Source organism: Paraburkholderia metrosideri (genome assembly GCF_904848625.1).
GTDB lineage: Bacteria > Pseudomonadota > Gammaproteobacteria > Burkholderiales > Burkholderiaceae > Paraburkholderia > Paraburkholderia metrosideri.
In genome coordinates this window covers 161,715-184,989 of sequence record NZ_CAJHCP010000015.1, presented here as the reverse complement: position 1 = coordinate 184,989, position 23,275 = coordinate 161,715, and the positions used below count along the sequence as shown (strand labels likewise).

Below are 23,275 nucleotides of genomic sequence, written 5' to 3'. Positions count from 1 at the left end.
TACTGTGTGAGACTTGATACTTCTGCTTTATGGCAAGCCCCGAAGGACCCACCCGCATCGCGCATCAAGCGCCCACACTTATCGGCTGTTAATTTTTAAAGATCGATCCGCAAAACCCGCAGCGCCTGCTTCAACCACCCGGCACCGCTTCGTTCTGCGTCGCTGCGTCTGCAGCAGAGAAACGAGATTATGGCGATCGGACCTCAGGCCGTCAACCCCCTTCTCACAATATTTTGAAAAAGCCCAGAATGCTAAAAATATAGGCACCGTAGCGCCTATTAGAAGATTAGTTAGTTATCCAATTGATTGCAGGAGAGCATTGCGCCACTGCACTTACACATCGATTGACGACTCCACTCATCTTCAAGCAACCCGTCAGCAAAAGCGCCTCAACAACCCTCGTCCCCAGACGCAAAAAGGCACCGGCCGCAACGACCAACATCGCGCGAAGAAAGCACGAAAAAAGAATAAGAAAGCAAACCATCTGGATAGACGCAGCCCAACCCCCTCCCCTGCTAAAGTTTCCTAGCCGATCGCCGACAACCAAGATATCCCTTCACTTGACCTACCGCCGACCATGGACAACCCCGTCGAGGAACACGTTGAGGAAACGCCCGCCATCGCATCATCGCCAGCACTGAGCGCGGATGCTGTGCCCATCGGAACACCCATCGCGTGGCCGATCGTCGATCTCGACGGCTCGCTGCTGTTTGCCAGCGGGACCATTCTGGCAACCGCCGACGAGCGCACCTTCCTGTTCACGCACTTCAAGCCGCAGCGCGGCGACCTGGCGGACACGGCAGCCTCGCCGGCCGCCCGGCCCGATGACCACGCCGACGTCAACAGCGAACTGACCATCAAGGACATGCACCTCGAGATCGGCGCGCTGATCGGCATACGTCCCCAGGTTGGCAGCGCCGCGCCCATGCAACCGTGCCGCATCATCGGGTTTGCGCCGAATCATTCGCTGTTCGTCACGCCGCCGCTGCATCAAGGGCGCCCGCTTCCGCTGGCGCTAGGTGAAAACATCGAGATCGTCGCGATCGCCAGCCAGGCCGTGTTCCGTTTTGTCTGCACGGTCGAGGCAATCTGCCGCGCGCCATTCGACTACGTGGTGTTGTCGAGGCCCGGCGCGATCCGGCGCCTCCGGGAGCGCAAATCGATCCGCGTCCAGGCGCATCTGCCCGTACGTTTCGGCATCGGCGAAACGGGTGAATCGTACGAGGGGCTCGGGCTCGCGAAAGGTATCAGTGCGCTTGGCATGTCGCTGGCCGCGTCGTGGACGCTGGGCGCGATCGGCGAACGGCTGCGCATCGCCTACCGGCTGAAATCGGCGGATCTCGATACCGTGATCGAGACCACCGCCGTGATCCGCAATGTGCAGAAAGGCAGCAACCCGGGCGATCCGACGAGCCACGGACTGGAACTCGACCAGCTCGATGCCAACCAGCAGATGGCGATGAAGGTGTACGTATTCGACCGTCAGGACGACGTGCAGTACTGGACGAACAGCCTGAAATAACGACCAACCAGTCAGTACGCAACAGGCGTGCAAACCGCGGCGCACCAACACAGCACGGCACAGCGCGGCGCGCCGCTCAGCCGATCAGTTCCTCAGGCGTAACGCACCGCGCGCCCCACGCCTGGGCGAGCGCTTCACAACGGCCCAACCGTATCGAGTCCCGCTCGAAATCGACGAACACGACCTCGTCGGCCGCTAAAGGACGCGCCGGTTGATCGCGCGTGCGGCCATCGGTCAGAATCCATAGCCAGCGCTGCTGCGCGGGTTTGACGCGGGCGCGGCGCTCCAGCAACTGTGCGGCCCGTCCCACCCCTGAAGCGAGCGGCGTGCCGCCGCCACCGCCAACTGGCGTAAACCATCGCTCGTTCCACCAGCGCGGCACCGCCGGGCCGAAGCGCACGTCGGCGCCCGCGCCCCCAAAGCAGATCAACGCAGCCTCGGCACGCGCGGCGCTCGCGCGGTCGAACAGCGCGATCAGCAAGCCTTTGGCGAGCGCGAGGCGCTGCCCCGCCAGCATCGATCCGGAGCAATCGAGGACGAAACAATGGAGCACCCCGCCACGCGGCGCTTCACGCACGAAGCGCAGATGCGCGGCGCGCAGTGTGTGCTGGCGCTTTGCTGCGAGTGTCGCAGGCCATGCGATACGCTTGCCCGGCGCACCGCCCAAATGGCTGCGCGAATCTGCGCTCCCCCGTTGCAGCCATCGAAAACCACTGCGCGAGTCAGCGGCGGCGCCCTTCCGATGGCTCAGCGTTTTTTTACGCCAAGCGGGATAACGCCTTTGACACGCGTGGTATGGGTGGGCTCGGCAGGCAGGTAGCCCCAGTCGTTATCGCTAGAAGCCGGCGCGGACTGCGCAGCAGCGGGCGCGAGCGAGGAGTCCGCTGAAACAGAAGAAGAGGAAGAAGAAGCCTGAGAAGCCCGCTGCGGCTCCCCATTTTCACCCGCATGATCCCCCGGCTGACTCTCACGCGAGTGACGCCGATGAACCAGCACCGCCTCGGCAACGCGATCGACATGCTCCGCCGTCACCGCCCGCGCCTGTTCCAGCGCCGCCAGTGCACGCGCCGCGCGCAGCATCACGAGATCGGCGCGCAGACCGTCCACCGCCGCGTCGATGCACAGCGCGCTGACATGCGCGTGCACGGCGTCGTCGAAAGAAAGTTGCGGCAGCGCTTCACGTGCCGCGCGAAGGCGCTCGGCGCACTCCGCCTGTTGCCCGGCATATCCCGCGCGGAACCCCTGCGGATCGAGATCGAACGCGAGCCGCGCCTTCACGATCGCCTGACGCACCTGCGCGTCAAAACAGTTCTGCAACTCCACCATCAAGCCGAAACGGTCGATCAGTTGCGGCCGCAGTTCACCTTCCTCGGGGTTCATCGTGCCGATCAGCACGAAGCTCGCGTCATGGCTATGCGACACGCCATCGCGTTCGACGGTATTCGTGCCACTCGCTGCCGCGTCGAGCAACGCATCGACCAGCGCGTCCGGCAACAGGTTGACTTCGTCGACATACAGCACGCCCTGGTGCGCTTTTGCGAGCAGACCCGGTGAAAACCGCACCGCGCCATCGCGCAACACGGATTCGATATCGAGCGTGCCGATCAGCCGGTCCTCGCTTGCACCAAGCGGCAGATTCACCAGTTGACCTTGCGGCAGCAACTCGGCCAACGCGCGCGCAGCGGTCGACTTGGCCGTGCCACGCGGGCCGCTGACCAGCACACCGCCGAGCCCCGGATCGATCGCAGCCAGCAGCAGCGCCTGCTGCAACGGCGCCTGGCCAATCAGCGCGGCGAACGGAAAAACGGGCCGCTGGGCTGCACCCCGCGTCGTGGCATTCATGATTGCATCCCTTCAATCTGCTGTTCGCTCGCGAGCAGATGCTGCTCGACCTGGGCGCGATAGTCGCCGGGTTCCTGCCACAGACCGCGCTGCATCGCTTCGAGCAGGCGCTCGCACACCGAATGTAACGCGTGCGGATTGTGCCGCTGCATGAATTCGCGGGTAGCGGTGTCGTTCAGATAAGCGTCGGTGACGAGCGCATATTGATGATCCGAAACCACCCGCGCGGTCGCATCGTAACCATATAGATAGTCGACGGTCGCTGCGATTTCGGCCGCGCCCTTGTAGCCATGACGCTTCACGCCGTCGATCCACTTCGGATTGACCACGCGCGAGCGCACCACCCGCGCGATCTCTTCATGCAACGTTCGCACCCGCGGCGCGGCCGGATTGCTGTGATCCGCGTGATACACGCTCGGCTGATGACCCGCCAAATGCCGCACGGCCGCCACCATGCCGCCCTGGAACTGGTAATAGTCGTTCGAATCGAGCAGATCGTGCTCGCGGTTGTCCTGGTTCTGCAACACCACATCCATCGATGCAAGGCGCGCGCCGAACGCATGACGCGCTTCTTCGCCCGAACTCTTCTGCGTGTAGGCGTAACCGCCCCACGCCTGATACGCGTTCGCGAGATCGGCGTCGGTCTGCCACTGCTGCGAGTCGATCATGTCCTGCAGACCCGCGCCGTACGCGCCAGGCCTTGCGCTGAACACACGCCAGCCAGCGCGCCGGCGCGCTTCGGCAGCGTCCATGCCGCGCGCGACCAGCGCATCGCGTTCCCGCAGCACGCGCGCGCGAATCGGGTTCAGGTCTTCGGGTTCATCGAGTTCGGCGACCGCTTGCACGGCGGCGTCGAACAGGTGCATCACGTTGGCGAACGCGTCACGGAAGAAGCCCGACACGCGCAACGTGACGTCGATGCGTGGCCGGTCGAATGCTTCGATCGGCATGATTTCAAAATCGGTCACGCGATGGCTGCCAGGCGCCCATTTCGGCCTCACACCCAATAGCGCGAGCGCCTGAGCGATGTCGTCGCCGCCGGTGCGCATCGTCGCGGTGCCCCACACCGACAGCCCGATCGCGCGCGGGTAATCGCCCTTTTCCTGCAGATGCCGCTCGATCAACTGTTGCGCGGATTTCAAACCGAGCGACCAGGCGGCCTGGGTGGGCACTGCGCGCGTGTCGACGGAATAGAAGTTGCGGCCGGTGGGCAATACGTCGGGGCGTCCACGAGACGGCGAACCGCTCGGGCCAGGCGGAACAAAACGGCCTTCGAGGCCGCGCTTCAGTTGCGTCATTTCCTGCGGACCGCACGCGTCGAGACGCGGCAACACGTCGTTGCGCAAGCGTTCGATGACCTGTTCCGTTAGCGGCAGGCTGCCGCCCGTCAAGCCGCGCCGATGCGAAGACATTGCTTCACCACACACATCGCGCAGCAGGTCGGACGCCAGCAACTCCAGCCGTTCGCGCGTATCGCCGCAATGCCGCCACGGCGCATCGCTCACCTGTTGCAACAGGTCGGGACGCGGCCCCTCCCAGGCTGCCGACCAATCCACCGACAACGGATCGAACCGATGATCCAGCGTCAGATCGCGAGCCAGCGCATCGATCAAACCGGCCTTCGCGCCTTGACCATCGCCAACCGGAAAGCGCCCCAGCGCCAGCAACGTATCGCGCCGCTGCACGCCATCGGGCGATTGCCCGAACGTGTGCAAACCATCGCGAATCTGCGCTTCCTTCAACTCGCACAACCATGCATCCACGCGCGTCAACAGCGCATCTTCATCGTCCTGCCCGTTCGGCCTGGCAAGACTCAGTTCCTCATGCAGCTTATGTTCGACGATGGTCGCGAGAATCGTCTGGCGCAGCAGTTTCGAGCGCCGCGGATCGACCATCAGCGCGTCATAGTATTCATCGACCTGACGCTCGAGGTCCTGCAACGGCCCATAACTTTCCGCACGGGTGAGCGGCGGCATCAGGTGATCGATGATGACGGCCTGCGCACGGCGTTTGGCCTGACTGCCTTCGCCCGGATCGTTGACGATGAACGGATACAGATGCGGCATCGGCCCGAGAATCAGATCGGGCCAGCACGCATTGCTCAACGCGACGCTCTTGCCGGGCAGCCATTCGAGGTTGCCATGCTTGCCGACATGCACGACGGCGTCGATACCGAACTGATGCCGCAGCCAGAAATAGAACGCCAGATACGAATGCGGCGGCACGAGTTCGGCGTCGTGATAGCTCGCGTAATCGCCCGGTTCGCGCGAACGCGACGGCTGGATGCCGACAAACACGTGTCCGCAGCGCCAGCCCGCGATCATGAAGCGGCCGCGCCGCAGCGTCGGGTCCTGCTCCGGCGTGCCCCAGCGTGCGTTCAACGCTTGCCGGGCTTCAGCGGGCAACGCGTTGAAATGCGCGAGGTAGTCGTCGAGCGCGAGGCTTTGCAACGCGGGACGCAAATCGCGGACGACCGGATCGTTGGTCACGCCTTCGGTCAGCTTCTTCAGCAATGCGTCGCCGTTCGCCGGCAGCTCGCCGGGTTCGGCGAGACGGTAGCCTTCGTCGCCCAACATCGACAGAATGCCGACCACCGAGGCCGGTGTGTCCAGCCCCACGCCGTTACCAATGCGCCCTTCGCTCATCGGATAGTTCGCGAGGATCAGCGCGAGTTTCTTGTTCGCGTTATCGGGCGAACGCAGCCGGCACCAGCGGCGGCTCAACTCGGCAAGAAATCCAATCCGTTCGAGATCAGGTTGATAACGGACCACATCGACCTGCGTATGCGGGCACCGATATGCCAGCCCCTTGAAGCTGATCGCGCGCGTGATGATGCGGCCGTCCACTTCCGGCAGCGCGATATGCATCGCGATATCGCGCGAATTGAGGCCTTGATTGTCTTTGACCCAAGCGTCGCGATTGCCGCCGCTCAGAATCACCTGGAACACGGGCGCGTCGCCCGCCAGCGCGAGCGGTTCGGGGTCGTCGATCGCGCTGGCGGCGAACGCGGTCGTATTCAACACCAGCGCCACTTCGTGCTGCGCGCAAAGCGACTGCACCACGTCGCGGCTCATCGCGTCTTTTAGCGACGTAATCGCGATCGGCAGCGGATTCAGACCTTGCGATTCGAGTGCATCGATCAGCGCGTCGAATACAGCCGTGTTGGCCGCCTGCAAATGCGCCTTGTAGAACAGAATCGCGGCGACCGGCGCGTTCCGTTGCCAGCGAGCCTGCCAGTCGGCGACGCTCGGCGTGTCGTGTTCCGGGTGATACAGCGATGCGGCTGGCAACGCGCGCGGCGGCGCCGGTTCGCGCCCCCAGCCAAACGCTCGATGCCCGATGCAGCGCAAAAACGCTTCGGCATTCTGCGCGCCGCCTTCACGCAGATAACGCCATAGCTGATGACACAAAGCGGCGTCTGCGGTACTGCGCGCCAGCAGATTCGGGTCTTCCTGCAAATCGCCGGAAAACATCGCGAGCGTTTGCCCGCGGCGCTCCGCCAGCGCGACCACCTGTTCGATGCCATACGGCCAGTAAGCCTCGCCGCCGAGATGATCGACCACCACCACGCGCGCATGCTGCAACACGTCTTCGACATAAAAATCGACCGACGCCGGTTGCCGCAGGTACGTGACGTTCGCGAGCCGGATGCTGGGAAAACCGTCGCCCAGGCGCGGAAATACGCTGGCCAGCAGCGACAGCGTGGTGTCGGCGGAACTGAGCACCACGATATCGGCGGGCTGCTGATCGATACGGATCACGCCCTGGGTATCGTCGACAAAACCGCCCGGCGTGGTGCGCAGCAGATGCATGAGCGCTTACGCCTGGTTCGCTTCGGCGTTTGAAGACACGGCGCCGAGCGCCGCTTCGAACGCACGTTGCAGCGCGGCCTGATCGAGGTCTTCGCCGATCAGCACGAAACGGCTTTGCGTGCCCTCGCCGGCCTGCCAGCGTCGATCGAAATAACTGTCGAAGCGACGGCCCACGCCTTGAATCACCAGCCGCATCGGCGCACCCGGCAACGCGGCAAACCCTTTCACGCGATAAATCGTGTTCGCCTCGACCAGCGTCTGCAACGCGGCGATCACCGCTTCACGCGACGGCACATCCGCGTGCACGACGACTGAATCGAATTCGTCGTGATGGTGATCGGCGTCATCCGCAGAACCGTGGTGGTCGTGGCGCAAGTGAATCGTGTCTTCCGACGCCGCTTCGAGACCCAGCAGCGTGTGCAGATCGAGTTCGCCTCTCTGCGCGCGCACGATCTTCACCTGCGGCGGAATTTCTTCACGAATCACGGTTTCAACCGCGCTTTGCTGCGCGACGTCGAGCAGGTCGGTCTTGTTCAGAATCACCAGATCGGCGGCGGACAACTGGTCTTCGAACAACTCATGCAGCGGCGATTCGTGATCGAGGTTCGGATCGGCCTTGCGTTGTGCATCGACGGCGAGCGGGTTTTCGGCGAACTGGCCGCTTGCCGCAGCCGGGCCGTCCACCACCGTGACGACGGCGTCGACAGTGAAGCTGTTCTTGATCTGCGGCCAGTTGAACGCCTGCACGAGCGGCTTCGGCAACGCAAGACCCGACGTTTCAATCAGCACGTGATCGATCTGATCGCGTCGTTCGACGAGCTTTTCCATCACCGGGAAAAACTCTTCCTGCACCGTGCAGCACAGGCAACCGTTCGCCAGTTCATACAGTTGCCCTTCGGTTTCGACGCCGTTTTCATCGCAACCGATCCCGCAACCCTTGAGAATTTCCCCGTCGATGCCGAGTTCGCCGAACTCGTTGACGATCACCGCGATACGCTTGCCGCCCGCATGCTGAAGAATGTGCCGCAGCAGCGTGGTTTTGCCACTGCCGAGAAAGCCCGTGACGATCGTGACGGGAATCCTGCGCATTTGAGTTTGCATCGTGAGGTCCATCCATAGGGGGTTGCACGTGCGCCGGCGCGTCGGTTCGTCTGTCTGCGAGCGCTGCGCCGGGCGCGAATTCACGCGCAACAGCCCAGCACGACATCAACATACGGGGACGAACGACGGCGTTGCCGCGACAACAGAAAACGGAAAGCGGGAAGAGGTCATGAACGCGCCGTCGCATCCCCGCGACGGGTGTCCTGCGTGATCTGGCCGGTATCCGGGCTGGCGAAAACGCCGCTTCCCCTTCCCGGGCGAGTGATTTCTCGCCCAGTGGTGATATGCCGACGCGGCCTTGCGCGTGGACATCGAAGCCGGCTCCGCAGTGTCGTACGATGAAACTGACACCACTTTTCGCTTACCGTTGCGGGGGCAGCACAGGTTGACCCGATCCAAAGCAGGTGGGCACCCTGTTTCCCGTTTAACTGCATGCGCACGAGCGCGCACACGAGCACCAAAGTGCGTGCGAGTTTAGGCCCGCAGGACGCCCCAGTCAAGGCGCCAAACCCGCCCGCACAAGCCGGAAACGCTTATCGGGCGGGGCGTCCTGTGCTATCGTATGCGCGCGTTTGGTGCCCGCACATGCGTTCGCGTGTGCAGTTAAACGGGAAACAGGCAGCGCGTCCACGCGCTCAACCTGTGCTGTCCCCGCAACGGTAAGCGACCTGCTGCGTCAGATCTATTCTGTGCGCCGCGCATGCGTTTTTTCGATGCCACTGTCCAGCAAACCGGGCGGGAAGGCAAAGCGCGTGAGGCCGCCAGCCCGGATACCGGCCAGACGCGGAGGCGGCAGCCCTGATGCCGCCGGCCGCCGGAATCCGCGAGGGACGGAGATGAAGGCGTTAAAACATGACACAGCCGTATGCCGTTCGCGTTTTGTCGCAAAACACTGTGACGAGCCGCGGTGTTCGTCGTGTCTGAATCCGTTGTCGCACCGCATGACCTCACTGCCCGCTATCTGGCGCTCTGCCGCTTTCCGTTCCGTTTCGCCTGTGATGACATGGCACGCGCCATGCACGCCGCGATGAGCCGCGCGTGGCTGATCGGCGCCGGTCCTGGCGACATCGAACTGATGACGCTCAAGGCGACCCGCGCACTCGCCCAAGCCGATGTGGTGATGGTCGACGATCTGGTGAACCCCGATGTGCTGCAGTTTGCCCGGGCGGACGCGCTGGTCGTGTATGTCGGCAAACGCGGCGGTCATCCGTCCACGCCGCAGGAAGGCATCGTCGCGCAGATGCTGGAGCACGCGCGCGCCGGGCGCAGCGTCGCGCGTCTGAAAGGCGGAGATCCCTTCGTGTTCGGCCGGGGTGGCGAGGAACGGCAGGCGTTGCAGGCGGCGGGCGTCGCCGTGGAGGTGATCAACGGCATTACGGCCGGCATCGCGGCGCCTGCGGCGGTCGGAATTCCGGTGACGCATCGCGATTACGCGCAGGGCGTGGTGTTCGTCACCGGACACGGCGCGGGCAGCGGCGAGCCGGACTGGGCCGCGCTCGTCGCCACGCGCATGACACTCGTGATCTATATGGGGATGCGGCGTTTGAGCGGGATCACCGCTGCGCTGCTCGCAGCCGGCATGTCCGCCGAGACACCGTGCGCAGCGATCGAATCGGCGACACGGCCGGAACAACGGCATGCGCTCGCGCCACTAGGCGAGTTTGCCGATGCGATCGCGCGGGCGGGGTTGGGCTCGCCGGCCATCGTGGTTATTGGCGGCGTGGCCGCACTGGCTGACAACATGCCATTCGCAACGGCTGCAACGGCCGCACCGGCTGCCGATCTCGCGCAGACAGACGATGCAACAGGCCGCTCCGGCGAAACGGACAGCCGATGAAAACTTTGAGCGTCGGCATTGGGTGTCGATCGCACAGTTCGGCTGCGCAAATCGAAGCGGTCGTCCGCGAAGCGCTCGGTTCGTTTGCGTTCGAACAGATCCATACGGTCGCTTCGATCGATACCAAGGCCGGTGAAACCGGCTTGCTCGAGTTTTGCGCGCGCCACGGCTTGTCGCTGACCCTGTTCAGCCGTGAGCAGATTGCCGCAATAGTCGTGGAGCGTCCGTCGGCGGCAGCACAGGAACACTTCGGCGTGGATGGCGTCTGCGAGCCGTGCGCATTGCTCGCTGCGCAAACGCCGACCTCCGGCGCCCATCTTGTGGTTCGTAAAACGATCCATGCTGGCGTTACCGTGGCCATCGCGTCGTCGACTCCCAGCGTGGACCCGAAGCCGGCTCACCCCCCTACTCAGCCTACCCAACAGGACCTTCGATGAAGACCGATCCCGAATCGCATCAACGTATGACCGAGCGCCGGCGCGAAGGCCATGAGAAGAAACAGGCCAGCGCCACCGTCGAAAAAGGTCTGCTGATCGTCAACACCGGCACCGGCAAAGGCAAGACCACCGCTGCGTTCGGCATGGCCGTGCGGGTGCTGGGACACGGGATGCGCCTGGGCGTCGTGCAGTTCATCAAGGGTGCGCTGCATACATCGGAGCGCGACTTCCTCGGCGCCATCGCGAATTGCGATTTCGTCACGATGGGCGACGGCTACACCTGGAACACCCAGAATCGCGACGCCGACATCGCCACCGCGCGCAAAGGCTGGGACGAAGCGCGCCGGATGATCGAAAGCGGCGATTATCAGATGGTGATCCTCGACGAGCTGAACACGGTGCTCAAATACGAGTACCTGCCGCTCGACGAGGTGCTCGCCGTGCTGAGCGCGCGCCCCGCGATGCTGCACGTGGTGGTGACCGGCCGTCACGCGCCGGACGCGCTGATCGAAGCCGCCGACCTCGTCACCGAAATGCGCATCGTCAAGCATCCATACCGCGAGCAAGGCGTGAAAGCGCAGCGCGGCGTGGAGTTCTGAGCGATGCCGGGGTCGCCCAGCGGGACTCGCGCCACGGCGTGCCCTGCGCTGTTCATCAGTGCGCCCGCTTCGGGGCAAGGCAAGACCACGATCACCGCGGGTCTGGCGCGTTATCACACGCAGCAGGGGCGACGCGTGCGCGTGTTCAAGACCGGCCCGGATTTTCTCGACCCGATGATCCTCGCGCGCGCCAGCGGCGCGCCGGTGCTGTCGCTCGATCTGTGGATGGTCGGTGAAGCAGCCTGCCGCCGCCTGCTCGCGCAAGCGGCGGCCGAAGCCGATCTGATTCTGATCGAAGGCGTGATGGGTTTGTTCGACGGCACGCCGAGCAGCGCCGATCTCGCCACGAGGTTCGGCGTACCCGTGCTCGCGGTGATTTCGGCGAAATCGATGGCGCAGACTTTCGGCGCGATCGCTTTCGGGCTCGCGCGATTCAGGCCCGAGGTGCCGTTCCATGGTGTGCTCGCGAATCGCGTCGGTTCCGCGAGGCATGCGCAGATGCTTCAGGAAGCGTTGCCGCCCGGCTTGCGCTGGTGCGGACACATCACCGCCAGCGACGAAATCGCGCTGCCCGATCGCCACCTCGGCTTGCTTCAGGCAGCCGAGATCGATGACCTCGACGCGCGCCTCGCCCGTGCCGCCGATACGCTCGCGCACACCACGCTGACCGCTCTGCCGCCACCGGTCGATTTCGGCGCCCCCACGCTCGAGGTATTGCCGCGCCTTCTGGAAGGCAAACGGATCGCCATCGCACGCGATGCCGCGTTTTCGTTCATCTATCCGGCTAACGTCGCGTTGCTGGAATCACTGGGCGCTCAGCTCGACTACTTCTCGCCGCTCGCCGACGAAGCTTTGCCCGCCGACGCACACGCGCTCTATCTGCCCGGCGGCTACCCGGAATTGCACGCGCGCACGCTGGCCGGCAACCTGCGCAGCGCCGCGTCGATCCGACGCCATGCGACAGCGGGCAAACCGGTCGTCGCCGAATGTGGCGGGATGCTCTACCTGCTTGAAGGATTGACCGACACGCAACGCGTCAGCACGCCGATGCTCGGCCTGTTACCCGGCCATGCGACGATGCGGAGCCGTTTCACCGCACTCGGCATGCAGCAGATCGACGGCCCGCACGGCCCGCTGACCGGCCATACCTTTCATTACTCGACGCTGAACACGCCGCTCGTCCCGCTGCGCTCAGCCACCCGGCCAAATGGCGATGCCCCCGGCGAGGCCGTCTATCGCGCGGGATCGATCGTGGCAACCTATATGCACGCTTACTGGCCCTCCAACCCGGCCTTCACGGCCGCCCTGTTCCATGGCGAAGCCTTTTAACGATTCCGAGCGCGACGCCGTTTATCGCGCGATTTACGAACGCCGCGACATGCGCCATTTCGTCCGCGATCCGGTCGATCCGGCCGTATTGCAACGCCTGCTCGACGCCGCGCATCACGCGCCGAGCGTCGGCTTCATGCAACCGTGGCGGATCATGCGCATTACCGAGGCGGGCTTGCGCACGGCCTTGCACGCGACAGTCGAAAGCGAACGGATCGCCACCGCCGACGCGCTCGGCAAACGTCGCGAAGAGTTCATGAAGCTGAAAGTGGAAGGCATGCTGGAATGCGCCGAAGTGCTGGTGATGGCGCTGATGGACGGCCGCGAGCGGCATATTTTCGGCCGCCGGACGTTGCCGGAGATGGACCTCGCGTCGGTCGCGTGCGCGATCCAGAACCTGTGGCTGGCCGCGCGGGCGGAAGGGCTGGGAATGGGCTGGGTATCGCTGTTCGATGTCGATACGGTGCGAGAACTGCTGCACATGCCCAACGGCGCGCGACCGGTGGCAATACTTTGCCTCGGCCATGTCGATGAGTTTTACAGCGAGCCGATGCTGGAAACGGAGCGTTGGGCGAGCCGCATGCCGCTTGCCGAATGTGTGTTTGAAAACCGCTGGCCGGCGGATGGCGATGCAGCGAAGTAGCCGCGCAATCACGTTGCATTGACGGTGGCGGTGGCGGTGGCGGTGGCGGTGGCGGTGGCGGTGGCGGCACACACTCAGCATCCATCGCGTACCGCATACCGCTTGCCGCTTGCCGCTTGCCGACACGATGCCCGCCTTGAAAACCACGGGCCTCGACACGCTCCCGCGTGCGTTCGCACATTGATCGTGCGCTCTACCGCTGAAGCGGCTTCACAGAAATCACATCCGCCGCGCCGCTCGTTTTATCCACGCGGAGTTTCACGCGCCAGTCGGGTGGCGCATCGAAAGGAAACTTCGCCAGCGCGCTTTTCACAAGCGCGGGCATCGCATGCAGCGGGTCCGCATCGCGATCGACGGTCACCGCGCTGACCTTATAACGCTCCTCGCCGCTCGCGCGATCGAAGAACCGCAGCGTCAATGCATGCCGGTATGCGCGTGAGCCGAACAACGAGAACGGGGCGGCGGGCGTGATGTCGCAGTCGGCGGGCGCGCAGTCCTTCACGCCGACCTCGATCGCGGCGGGCCGCGTATCGTACGCAATCGACAACAGATACTGCGCGGACTTGTCCGCCGTGTCGGTAAAGCCGCGCTTCGCCAGTTCGTCACGCAGCAGCGTTACGAATGGCGGCTGGTCGGCACTCGCATCCTGCACCGGCAAGCGCGTCATCGTATAGGTCGACCCGCGTTGCAACACGACCGCGGAATTGGTCGGGCCGCCCGCATGCACGTCGGTGCTCAAACCCGCGCAGCCAGCGAGACCCGCCGCCACGACCATCGCGGCGCTCATCAAAAGTACTTTTGCCATCTTTCCGTTTCGATCTGTTTCGTGTTCGTGGGTCATCAATGCAGCCTTTCTGCCGCGTCCGGTTGCGTATCGTCGAATACCGGCAAATGAATCGTGAACGCCGTGCCTTCGCCTGGCGCGCTGATCACGTCGACGTCACCGCCGTGACGCGTCACCACGGTCTTGACGAATGCCATCCCAAGTCCTGCGCCGCCGACCTCCGGCCGCTCGGTCGTATGAAAACGCCGGAAGCGCTCAAATAGCGCCGCCTGCTGCTCCTTCGGAATGCCATAGCCCTGATCGCGGATCGTGCATGTCACACGCCTTGCCGCCACGGGCACCGCTGCCGATCCCGGACCCGGCCCCGTCACGCTGCAGACAATCTGCGTATCCGGCGGACTGTATTTGACCGCGTTGTTCAGAATGTTGACGAGCGCGCGCGTCATCAGAGAACGGTCCGCGCAGATCCAGTGGCCGTCGCCGTCCGCGCCACTATCGCCAGTGTCCGTCTGCAACGTAATCCGCTTGGCGTGCGCCTGTGGCCAGACTTCGTCGCTGGCATCGATAATCAGTTCTGCCAGATTGATCGGTTCAAGCGCATAGGCCTGCGACTCGGCGCGCGCCAGTTGCACGAAATCGTCGGCAAGTGTGAGCGCGCGCTGCGCATAGCGCGCGATCCGCTCCAGCAGCCCCTGCGCGAGCGCCGGTTCGCTGCGGGTCCGCTCGATCTCGACCAGTGCCAGTATCGACGCCTGCGGCGAACGCATATCGTGCGACAGCAGCCGCAATGCGTCTTCCCGTTGACGCTCGGCCGCATGCAGCGCAGACACATCGACGAGACCCGCGATCCAGCCGGTCGTCTCGCCTTGCGCATTGGTGCAGGTCGCATAGCGCAGCAGATAGTCGCGTTCGCCCGCATCGCGCACTTCGACGCCTTGCGCCATCAGCGCTGCAAATTCGCCGCGCGCCGGATCGAGTAGCGCGGGCCACTGCGCATGCGCGAGCAGATTGTGTTCGGCGTCGGACGGCGCGCCGCGGTCGATGGTCTTGACGAGCGTCAGGCCGCCGAGCACGTCCTTCATCAACCGGCCGTCCGGCAGCGGCGCCCCGACGCGAGCGAAATGCGCTTTGGCTGCATGGTTCGACAGGAGCACCACGCCGCGCACATCGCTCACCAGGATCGGCTCAGGCATGCTGTCGAGGCTGTCCCAGACGAAGCGCTTCATATCCTGCACGCGCTGCGCCGCCTGCGCCATCAACGCCATTTGCTGCTCCAGCACGTCACCGCCGAACTCCCGGCGACGCTGTGGCGCCTCGGGCAGCAGATGGGGCTCGTCGGCGACACGCTGAAGTTCGCGGCGCAGATAGGCCATCGTCATTTCGAGGCGTCGCCAGTTCCAGATCGGATAGACGACCACCAACCCGAGCATAGCCGGCACCGGCGACATCCAGAGCCGCGCGCCGTATAGCAACGCGGCGCTGCCGGCCATCGCGAGCAGGCCCAGCCCGGCAGTCAACAGCAGCGAGCGACGCGGCGACAACACCAGGAATCCCGCCAGCAACACGGCCAGCGGGACCAGTGACACCACGAACAGCACCCACGGTTCGGCCGGTTCGATCTCACGACCGGACAGCAGCGTATTGAGCACATTCGCATGGATGTACACGCCGGGTAGCGGACCGAGATCGCCGGATACCGGCGTCGCAAAGCGGTCGTACAAACCGGACGCGGTCACGCCGATCAGCACGATGCGGCCGCGCAACTGGTCAACTGGCACGTTGCCGTCGAGCACGCTCGCGAAGCTCAATCTCGTGAAATTCTCGGTATTCGGACCGAACGGGATCAGGAAGCGGCCTTCGCCGCCGTCATCGGCAGCGATGCGAACTGCCGTCGCCTGTGCAGACCCGAGCCGCAACGCGCCGCGTTCGACCGCCTGCGCGACCCGCACCATCAATTGCGGCCAGCGCGAATCCGCATCGCCCTCGAATTGCGCGACGCTGCGCACGATGCCGTCGCTGTCCACTTCGAAATTGATGTGACCAAGTCCAGCCGCCACCTGCGCGAGAGGCGTGACCGGCTCGACCACGACGCGTCGCCCAGTGCCGTCGGGCGACGTCAGCAGCACGGGCAGATAGGTCGGACTCAGCGCGACGGCGCGGGCCAACTCCGCATCGTCGGCATTGGCCTCGGTGAACAGCACGTCGTAAATGACCGCCGCCGGTTTTGCGCTGGCGAGTTGCTCGAGCAACCTTGCGTGGACGCTGCGCGGCCACGGCCACCGCCCGAGTTGCACGACGCTCGCATTGTCGATTTCGATCACGACGATGTCGGGCCGCAAAGGCTGCGTCTTCAGACTCAGGAAACGGTCATAGACCAGATGGTCGACGCTCGCGCTCAAGCGGCCGAGCGCACTGAAGAGAATTACCGCGAGGCCGAGACATCCGATCGCCGTCCATTCGATCAGGAAACGCCGCCCCGCACGCCGCCCAAGACGGGCGCGCGGATCGAGGCTCAGGCGCGTGGAGCTAGTCGGCAATGGTCGTGTGTGTCAAAGCCAGCAGGGAGCGGGCCGGCGCATCCGGTACACGCGCTGGCCCTGTGAATCTACCAGCGTCAACGGGCCACCGTAAACGAACGGACCGCGCTGCCGGTTTCGTAGAAGCGACCGTTCTCGAACTGCTCGCCAATGATGGTCCAGTAGTACACGCCCGCCGGCAGATCGCTGATGGTCAGCTCGTTGCCCGACAGATCCGTGCGATCGACGATCGGGTGAAGCAGATCCGCCGTCGCACCGAGCACGAAACGGAAATGCGTGTCGACATGGGTTCGACTGACCAGCCAGCGGAACTGATACCCGCGGCTCCCCGCGCGCGGCGCGGCCGATGCGGACAAGCCGAACTGACGACGTTCGAACGCATACACCTGGGGCAGTCCGTCGAGGCCATGGCTATCGGTCGCCGCGATGCGAACGAAATACGTGCCCTCGGGCAGATCGCCGAAATCCGCATGCGGGGCGCTCACGCGCAGGTCGCGGATCAGGTCGAGCTGGTCGGCGTCACGGGCGATCTGCACGCGGTAACCCACGGCCTGGGCGGACGGCACGAGCTCGAACGCGACCGTCTTGCCGTCCTGCACCCGTTCGGGCTTGACGAGCGCGGGCGGCGGCAACAGCTCGACCGGCTCGCCGACCGTGCCGCCAGTTCGGGTGACATTGCCGAAGCTCGCCTTGACGAGTTGCGCGGATGCCTGCAGCGGTACACCGGGCAGCGGCGCCGCAGCCTTGCGCCCGGTCCCGTCCAGCGTCGACGGATCGACGCCGACTGCGCCTTCGATCACTTCCACGTTGGTGCTTTGCGCATCGCCGTTGTAAGCCACCTTGAAACGCGTGCCGCGCACGCCCGCCACCACCGACGGCGAGCGGATCTGGAAGCGGTCGTCCGTGCGGGTCGCGTGCGTAACCTGACTTTCGACTTCGCCGCGTTGCAGATCGAGAATGCGATCGCCCGCGCCGGTCAGCACGGTACGTCGCAACGTGCCGATATCGAGTTCGCCGTCGTGCGCAACGGTGATGTGCGAGCCGTCCGGCAACTCCAGCGTCACAAAACCGTCCGCTCCGGTGCGGATACGGTCGCCTTCGCCGAGAATCGTCGCTTGCGTGACCGGCACGTAGGCGTTCTTGCCGAACGCGTGGTCGACCGCTCCGCTGGTCGCGATCACGTGAGCCGACTCCGGGTCCTGTTTGAGCTTTGCCGCCGGCAAAAGCAGCGCGATGCCGGCCGGCAGGCGGCGAGGTGCGGGCACACGATTCAGACGACTTAGCAGCGTCCAGTCGGCCGAATCGCTCAGGTAACGGCCCGCGATTTCATACAGCGTGTCTCCGTCATGCGTGGTGTAAGAGACATACGCCGGGGAGGTCGCGCTGACGCGATGTTTCGGAGCGAACCCGGTTTTAGCCTGTATGTGAGTCTGCGCGGAGACCGGCACCCAGCCGCTCAGCGCGAGCAGCCCCGCCGCAACCAGCCATGCCCCCGCCCGGCCAACCCGCTTATCCAACCGACCCGCCCTACCTTGCACCGCCTTCACGGAAAACGTCACGCGTCCCCCGCTACTGGGCGTTCGTCCGCCGGGATCCCCTGCGGGTCGGATTCGATCCGCTCCAGCCGGTAGCCATAGCCGTAAATCGGGACGAGGCGGTAACCGCGCTCCGGACGCAGGCCTAGCTTGCTGCGCAGCATCGACACGTGGGTGTCCATGGTGCGCGACGGGATGTCGGTTGCCTGCTTCCAGATCACGTCGAGAATATGCGCGCGCGACAGCGGCCGGCTCAGATGCTGAAACAGCAGCAACGCGAGTTCGAACTCCTTATGCGTCAGCGCGATCTGGGTGCCACCCACCAGCACCTGTCTGGCGCCCAGGTCGAATTCGAATTCGCCGAACACTTCTTTCGACGCCGGCGGTTTGAGAAAGTACGCGCGGCGCAACAGCGAGGCGACCCGCGCCCGCAATACCGGACCCGACACCGGCTTGACGAGGTAATCGTCCGCGCCGGTGTTCAGAATCGACGTGATGTCGGTTTCGTGGCCACGACTGGTAATGAACAGCACTGGCAAGCGGTCGGACACGCTTTCGCGAACCCAGCGCAGCACTTCTTCGCCCGACATGTCGGGGACGTTCCAGTCGAGCAACAGCAGATCGTAAGTCTGGCGCCGCAGCTGCCGTACCAGTTCGCGTCCCGCGCCGTACGCGTGACAGATGTGCCCCTCCGCCGACAGCGTTTGGCAAACAAGATCGGCTTGAGCCGAATCGTCATCCAGGACAGCAATTCTCATAAATCCCCGCAACGCGACATCGTCCTACGTAACTGGTGAGCGGTTGGCCGGCCGATCTTCGACATTTTTCTGTCGGCACGAGCCCTCCCGTCCTTGCATCATTCTCCCTCTGCCCATTTAACAGCGGGTGATCTCCGTTCCCTATCCGGTTTAACGCTATGGCAGTGGCACCTGGCAGCCATCGAAATAAATGCTGATAAGACGGCCTTTGAATCTCTGATCATTATTGTGCCGATTATTTCATGTCCCAATTCGTGTCGGATACGCTAGTCCGTGGACGAACCGGTTGGTCTCGCTCGCGTAGCAATGGCCCCGTCTGCCTGCGTCTCACTGAACTTGCGCATCTGTTGCGCAAATTCAGGATTTGACAATTTTCGACAGTATAAGAAATGTCTCAAAAAAATTCGTTTAAAAATTGTCAAATCTCGGAGCGGAGCTCGGTAGAGGCGCCCCCGCCGGGGCTTCCAGACGATCGCAGAGCACGAATCTGTCTTAAGCGGCCGGGAAAAACGACCTCATCGCTCGGGGTTGACGCTGCTCGAACACGACCCGCTTGCGGGAATCTAGCCGCACGAATGAGTCAAAGTAAGCCTTGCACGATTCGCTCTTAGGACGGAAAACTTCATTGGTAACTTCGCGAAAAGTAGCTATTACGCATTAGACGATTAGCCGAAAATCAATATCCCAGCCCGCACGGATACCAAAACAGATGAAGTCGAATGCCAATTCTGATTAATTTATTCGAGTAAATCGCTTTTAAAGTCAATAGTAAAAGTTCGAAAATAACGATAACTTTGCCGGCAATTTCATCGGACTATGGTTCAGCGCGGCCAAAAGATCTGACGTAATCGGCCCGACGTTCCCTGACCCAATGAATCCGGATCGGGTGAGCGGCGTCTCGACGATCGGGAAGACGCCGCGTCACGCGCGTCCTATCTGCCGCTTTCAATCTCCGGCATTGGCGCGAACAGCGCGTCGAGATCGTCGTCGGAAAACTTCGCTGCGCCCGCAGCGTCCTCGGACAGAATGCTGTCGGCGAGGCTCGCTTTCTCTTCCTGCAGCGCGACGATCTTTTCCTCGATACTGCCTGCGGCGATCAGCTTGTAGACGAACACGGGCTTGTCCTGCCCCAAACGATGCGCGCGGTCGGTCGCCTGATTCTCGGCAGCGGGGTTCCACCATGGGTCGTAATGGATCACCGTGTCGGCGGCGGTCAGGTTCAAACCGACGCCGCCCGCCTTCAGGCTGATCAGAAACAGCGGCACCTCGCCCCGCTGGAAACGCTCGACTGGCGTCGCGCGATCCGTGGTGTCGCCGGTCAGGATCACATACGGAATCGCGGCCTGCTGAAGCGCGTCGGCGATCAGCGACAACATGCCGGTGAACTGCGAAAACAGCAGCACGCGGCGGCCTTCCTCGATCAACTCCGGCAGCATCGACAGCAGCAGGTCGAGCTTGGCCGACCCCATGGCGCGAGCGCTTTTGTCGGTTTTCTCCGGTTTGTCGCGCAGCCCGGTGGCGGCGCCGGAGGACATGTCGGTAGGCGCGCCACCTACGTTGCCCACTTCAGCGCCCGTCTTCAACGTCCTCACGAGGCGTGGATCGCAACACACCTGGCGCAGCTTCAGCAACGCATCGAGCACGATGATGTGGCTGCGTGCCAACCCCTGCGCGCTCACCGCGGCGCGCACTTTTTCCTGCATCGCCGTGCGCACGGTTTCGTAGAGATCGCGTTGCGCGCCTTCCAGATCGACCGAACAGACGATCGTGGTCTTCGCCGGCAACTCTTTCGCGACCTCATCCTTACGACGACGCAGCATGAACGGCCGGATGCGCCGCGCCAGCAGTGCACGGCGCACGCCATCGCCGTTCTTCTCGATCGGATTGCGCCAGCGCCGCGTGAAATCCTTCTGGGTACCGAGAAAGCCAGGCAACAGAAAGTCGAACTGCGACCACAACTCGCCGAGGTGATTCTCCAGCGGCGTGCCCGTCAAACACAGCCGATGCCGCGCGCGCAAGCCACGGATCGCCTGGGCCGCCTTGGTCGTGGCGTTCTTCACGTACTGCGCCTCGTCGAGAATCAGCAAGTGATAATCGTGTTCGGCGAGCACCTTCTGATCGCGCCAGAGCAACGCGTAAGTCGTGAGAATCAGTTCGTGTTCGCCGATCTGCTCGAAGCGCTGCTTGCGCTGCGGGCCGTTCAGCACCAGCACTTTCAGGCCCGGTGCAAAGCGCCGCGCCTCTTCGCGCCAGTTGTGCACGAGCGTGGTTGGTACGACGATCAGCGCGGGGCGGGTCAGGCGCCCGGCCTCCTTCTCCACGAGAATATGCGCGAGCGTCTGCACGGTTTTGCCGAGGCCCATGTCGTCGGCGAGAACGCCTGCGAGACCCTGCTCGCGCAGGAATTGCATCCAGTTGACGCCCTGGTGCTGATAGGCCCGCAGTTCCGCTGAAAGACCGGCGGGCAACGGCACTTCGCGCAGACCAGGCCCCGCTTGCAGACGTCGGGCGAGCTGACGGATCGAATCGTCGCCGCGAAATTGCCAGCGCCCCGTGCTGTCCAGCGCTTCGAGCCGGCCGGCGTCGACGGAAGGAACCCGCAGCGGCGCGCCGTCGGCCAGCGTGCCGCCGAGCGAGTCGAACAGATCGACCAGCACCCGCACCACCGGCTTCAGCCGATCCGCGCGCAGGCGCAGGCGCTTGTTTTCATCGGTTTTCAGCTCGATGGGTTCGCTATCGGCGATCGACTCCAGCGCGCCGCTCAACCAGCGGCGGTCGCGCCGGAACAGATCGGCCAGCAAAGGTTCGAGCCGCACCTTGCGTTCACCGATCTGAATGCCCATCTCCAGATCGAACCAGCCGTCGCCCGCCTGATGCGCGGTGCCGTCGATCGCATCGATCTCGATCACGTTGTAGCGGAATTCGTGCGCCATCTGCACGCGCCAGCCTTTCGCGGCCAGCTCCGGCACGGCGTCGTTGACGAACGCGGACCACGCGTCGGCATCGGGCAGACCGAGCATCGTGTCGGGCAGCAGCCGCGATGCGTACACCCGGCTGGTCGGCACCTTCTGCAGGCCGGTCTTGCGCAGTTCGAGCAGACGCTTTTTCTCGACCTCGTAACGTCGGCGGATATGGATCACGTCGCCGCCCGGCATCGGCACCAGCGTCACGCTGCTATCCACGTTGATGCTGACGCCGTCGTAGTCAAAGCTCACGCCGGCCAGCTCGACGGCTTCGGTCCTGCGCTGCCCGGCCCGCGCCGGCAGCGCGTGGCTATTCAACGTGAGCACCGGCACCGGCTCGACATCGATCACGCGAATCGCGGACGCATCGTGCGTGGGCGGCAACGGCAATCCGGGGGCGATCTCGCGCAGCACCGACGCGACCAGCGGCGCTTCGGCAAGCGAGATAGGCGGCATCGCGAGGTAATCGGGTAATTGCTGGAACGGCAGCGATGATTGAACGAGACCCGCCTCATTCGCGACGCCGTCCACGTACCACACCGGTTCGGTCGGCAGAACCATGCTGGCGCGCGGTTCGGTGCGCAACACAGGGCGCAGACGCTGATCGGCCAGCGGCTCCCATTCGATCCGGCCCGGCCGGTCGGCAGCGCGCGACAGCGGCGTGGGCCCGTCACGACCGGCTTCGCGCCTGAACTCGACGAACAGGCGTCCCGTGGCGATCAGCTTGTGCAGCATTTCCGCGCCGCTGGTGCCGCGCAGGATGAACTGGCCGAAATCTTCGCGCGAGCGGCCGAGCCACAGGCCACGCAGGATCGACAGATCTTCGTCGGATACGAAGCGGGGCTGCTTGAGGAGCGCGGCTTCGACGTTGCCCCAAGGTTCGTCGATTTCGACGACGGTGCCGTCCGGGTTGCAGCGCGCGCGGTACAGCACGACCTCGTGCCGCATATGGAAGTCGGACCAGGTCAGCCGGTAGGCGAGCGTTTGCGTGCGCGTGGCGCTGGCTTTTTGCGCGTCGGCATCGGCGGCTTCGGCGCGGGCCCGAAAGCGCTCGAGCCAGCTAACCAGTTCGGGCCGCACGCCCTGCTCCGCCGTACCCGGTGATGGCCGGCCAAACTCGGCGAGCGTCTTGCGCAACGGGCTGTCTGAATCGGCGCGATGGTCGCGATGGTCGTGTTGGTCGCGATGGTCGCCCGCATCGTCCTCGTTATCGCCGATGTGGGTGATGTGGTCCATTTCGTCGTGATACTCGAGTTCCGCGAGCAGCAGCGCGGCAACGTGCTTGCAGTTGCGGCCGACCGGACAGGTGCACTCCCCCTGCGCCCACGGCGAACCGCCATCGGTACGAAACCGCACCCGCGCTCTGTACGGATGCGCCTGCGTGCCCTGCACGTCGCCGCTCAGCGTCGCGCCCTGCCACTTCACATTGGTGACCGCGCCGACCGAGCGCGCTTTCGCCACGGTGTGGCCACCGAGCCATTCTGCAATCCGTTCCCGATCAAAGAAAACTGACGACATCAGCGTCCATTCCTGTTCTAGCCGGCGAAGGCACGCGCGCTGTCGGACCGGCCCTGTA

15 protein-coding genes and 2 riboswitches are annotated in these 23,275 nt (G+C 64.1%); of the genes, 6 read left to right on the top strand and 9 right to left on the bottom strand.

Annotation, left to right across the window (positions count from 1 at the left end):
• Positions 1-577: 577 nt before the first annotated feature.
• Positions 578-1,522: a flagellar brake protein gene (locus tag LMG28727_RS28920; RefSeq protein WP_201645752.1), complete on the top strand. Its 945-nt coding sequence runs from the start codon at positions 578-580 to the stop codon at positions 1,520-1,522.
• 76 nt (positions 1,523-1,598) lie between these two features.
• Here the strand turns inward: LMG28727_RS28920 and LMG28727_RS28915 are convergent, their stop codons facing one another.
• The 4 genes from LMG28727_RS28915 to cobW all read right to left on the bottom strand — a co-directional run bounded on the left by LMG28727_RS28915 (position 1,599) and on the right by cobW (position 8,277).
• On the bottom strand, positions 1,599-2,189 hold the full coding sequence (locus LMG28727_RS28915) for a vWA domain-containing protein (RefSeq protein ID WP_201645751.1): 591 nt from the start codon (positions 2,187-2,189) through the stop codon (positions 1,599-1,601).
• An 80-nt stretch (positions 2,190-2,269) separates the two neighbouring features.
• Positions 2,270-3,364, bottom strand: coding sequence for an ATP-binding protein (locus LMG28727_RS28910; protein WP_201645750.1), 1,095 nt, complete (start codon positions 3,362-3,364; stop codon positions 2,270-2,272).
• Positions 3,361-7,176, bottom strand: coding sequence for a cobaltochelatase subunit CobN (cobN, locus tag LMG28727_RS28905; protein ID WP_201645749.1), 3,816 nt, complete (start codon positions 7,174-7,176; stop codon positions 3,361-3,363). Before cobN ends, LMG28727_RS28910 begins: the two co-directional genes overlap by 4 nt.
• A gap of 6 nt (positions 7,177-7,182) precedes the next feature.
• Positions 7,183-8,277 carry a cobalamin biosynthesis protein CobW gene (gene cobW, locus LMG28727_RS28900; protein WP_328811459.1) on the bottom strand — a complete coding sequence of 365 codons (1,095 nt, stop codon included), beginning with the start codon at positions 8,275-8,277 and terminating at the stop codon, positions 7,183-7,185.
• A 197-nt stretch (positions 8,278-8,474) separates the two neighbouring features.
• Positions 8,475-8,754, bottom strand: a riboswitch (cobalamin riboswitch).
• Between the two features lie 79 nt (positions 8,755-8,833).
• Positions 8,834-9,073: riboswitch (cobalamin riboswitch) on the top strand.
• A gap of 231 nt (positions 9,074-9,304) precedes the next feature.
• On the opposite strand from cobW, the gene cobA reads away from it, so the two are divergent.
• Genes cobA through bluB form a run of 5 tightly spaced genes read left to right on the top strand, consistent with a single transcriptional unit; the run spans position 9,305 to position 13,122 of the window.
• Entirely contained in the window at positions 9,305-10,114 is an 810-nt protein-coding gene (cobA, locus tag LMG28727_RS28895) for a uroporphyrinogen-III C-methyltransferase (RefSeq protein WP_201645762.1), read from the top strand.
• Complete coding sequence (locus LMG28727_RS28890; RefSeq protein WP_201645747.1) at positions 10,111-10,551, top strand: cobalamin biosynthesis protein; 441 nt, start codon at positions 10,111-10,113, stop codon at positions 10,549-10,551. Before cobA ends, LMG28727_RS28890 begins: the two co-directional genes overlap by 4 nt.
• Complete coding sequence (gene cobO, locus LMG28727_RS28885; RefSeq protein ID WP_201645746.1) at positions 10,548-11,150, top strand: cob(I)yrinic acid a,c-diamide adenosyltransferase; 603 nt, start codon at positions 10,548-10,550, stop codon at positions 11,148-11,150. Before LMG28727_RS28890 ends, cobO begins: the two co-directional genes overlap by 4 nt.
• 3 nt (positions 11,151-11,153) lie before the next feature.
• Positions 11,154-12,479 (top strand): cobyrinate a,c-diamide synthase, encoded by a 1,326-nt coding sequence (locus LMG28727_RS28880; protein ID WP_201645745.1) that lies wholly within the window; start codon positions 11,154-11,156, stop codon positions 12,477-12,479.
• Entirely contained in the window at positions 12,463-13,122 is a 660-nt protein-coding gene (gene bluB / locus LMG28727_RS28875) for a 5,6-dimethylbenzimidazole synthase (RefSeq protein WP_201645744.1), read from the top strand. Before LMG28727_RS28880 ends, bluB begins: the two co-directional genes overlap by 17 nt.
• 193 nt (positions 13,123-13,315) lie before the next feature.
• Here the strand turns inward: bluB and LMG28727_RS28870 are convergent, their stop codons facing one another.
• The 5 genes from LMG28727_RS28870 to LMG28727_RS28850 all read right to left on the bottom strand — a co-directional run bounded on the left by LMG28727_RS28870 (position 13,316) and on the right by LMG28727_RS28850 (position 23,217).
• A complete protein-coding gene (locus LMG28727_RS28870) occupies positions 13,316-13,927 on the bottom strand; it encodes a DUF4136 domain-containing protein (RefSeq protein WP_201645743.1) in 612 nt (203 codons plus the stop codon).
• 35 nt (positions 13,928-13,962) lie between these two features.
• Positions 13,963-16,443 (bottom strand): CHASE2 domain-containing protein, encoded by a 2,481-nt coding sequence (locus LMG28727_RS28865; protein WP_201645742.1) that lies wholly within the window; start codon positions 16,441-16,443, stop codon positions 13,963-13,965.
• A gap of 77 nt (positions 16,444-16,520) precedes the next feature.
• Entirely contained in the window at positions 16,521-17,960 is a 1,440-nt protein-coding gene (locus LMG28727_RS28860; RefSeq protein ID WP_236592452.1) for a FecR domain-containing protein, read from the bottom strand.
• 38 nt (positions 17,961-17,998) lie between these two features.
• On the bottom strand, positions 17,999-18,736 hold the full coding sequence (locus tag LMG28727_RS28855; RefSeq protein ID WP_201645741.1) for a response regulator transcription factor: 738 nt from the start codon (positions 18,734-18,736) through the stop codon (positions 17,999-18,001).
• A 932-nt stretch (positions 18,737-19,668) separates the two neighbouring features.
• On the bottom strand, positions 19,669-23,217 hold the full coding sequence (locus LMG28727_RS28850; protein ID WP_201645740.1) for a DEAD/DEAH box helicase: 3,549 nt from the start codon (positions 23,215-23,217) through the stop codon (positions 19,669-19,671).
• Positions 23,218-23,275: the final 58 nt, after the last annotated feature.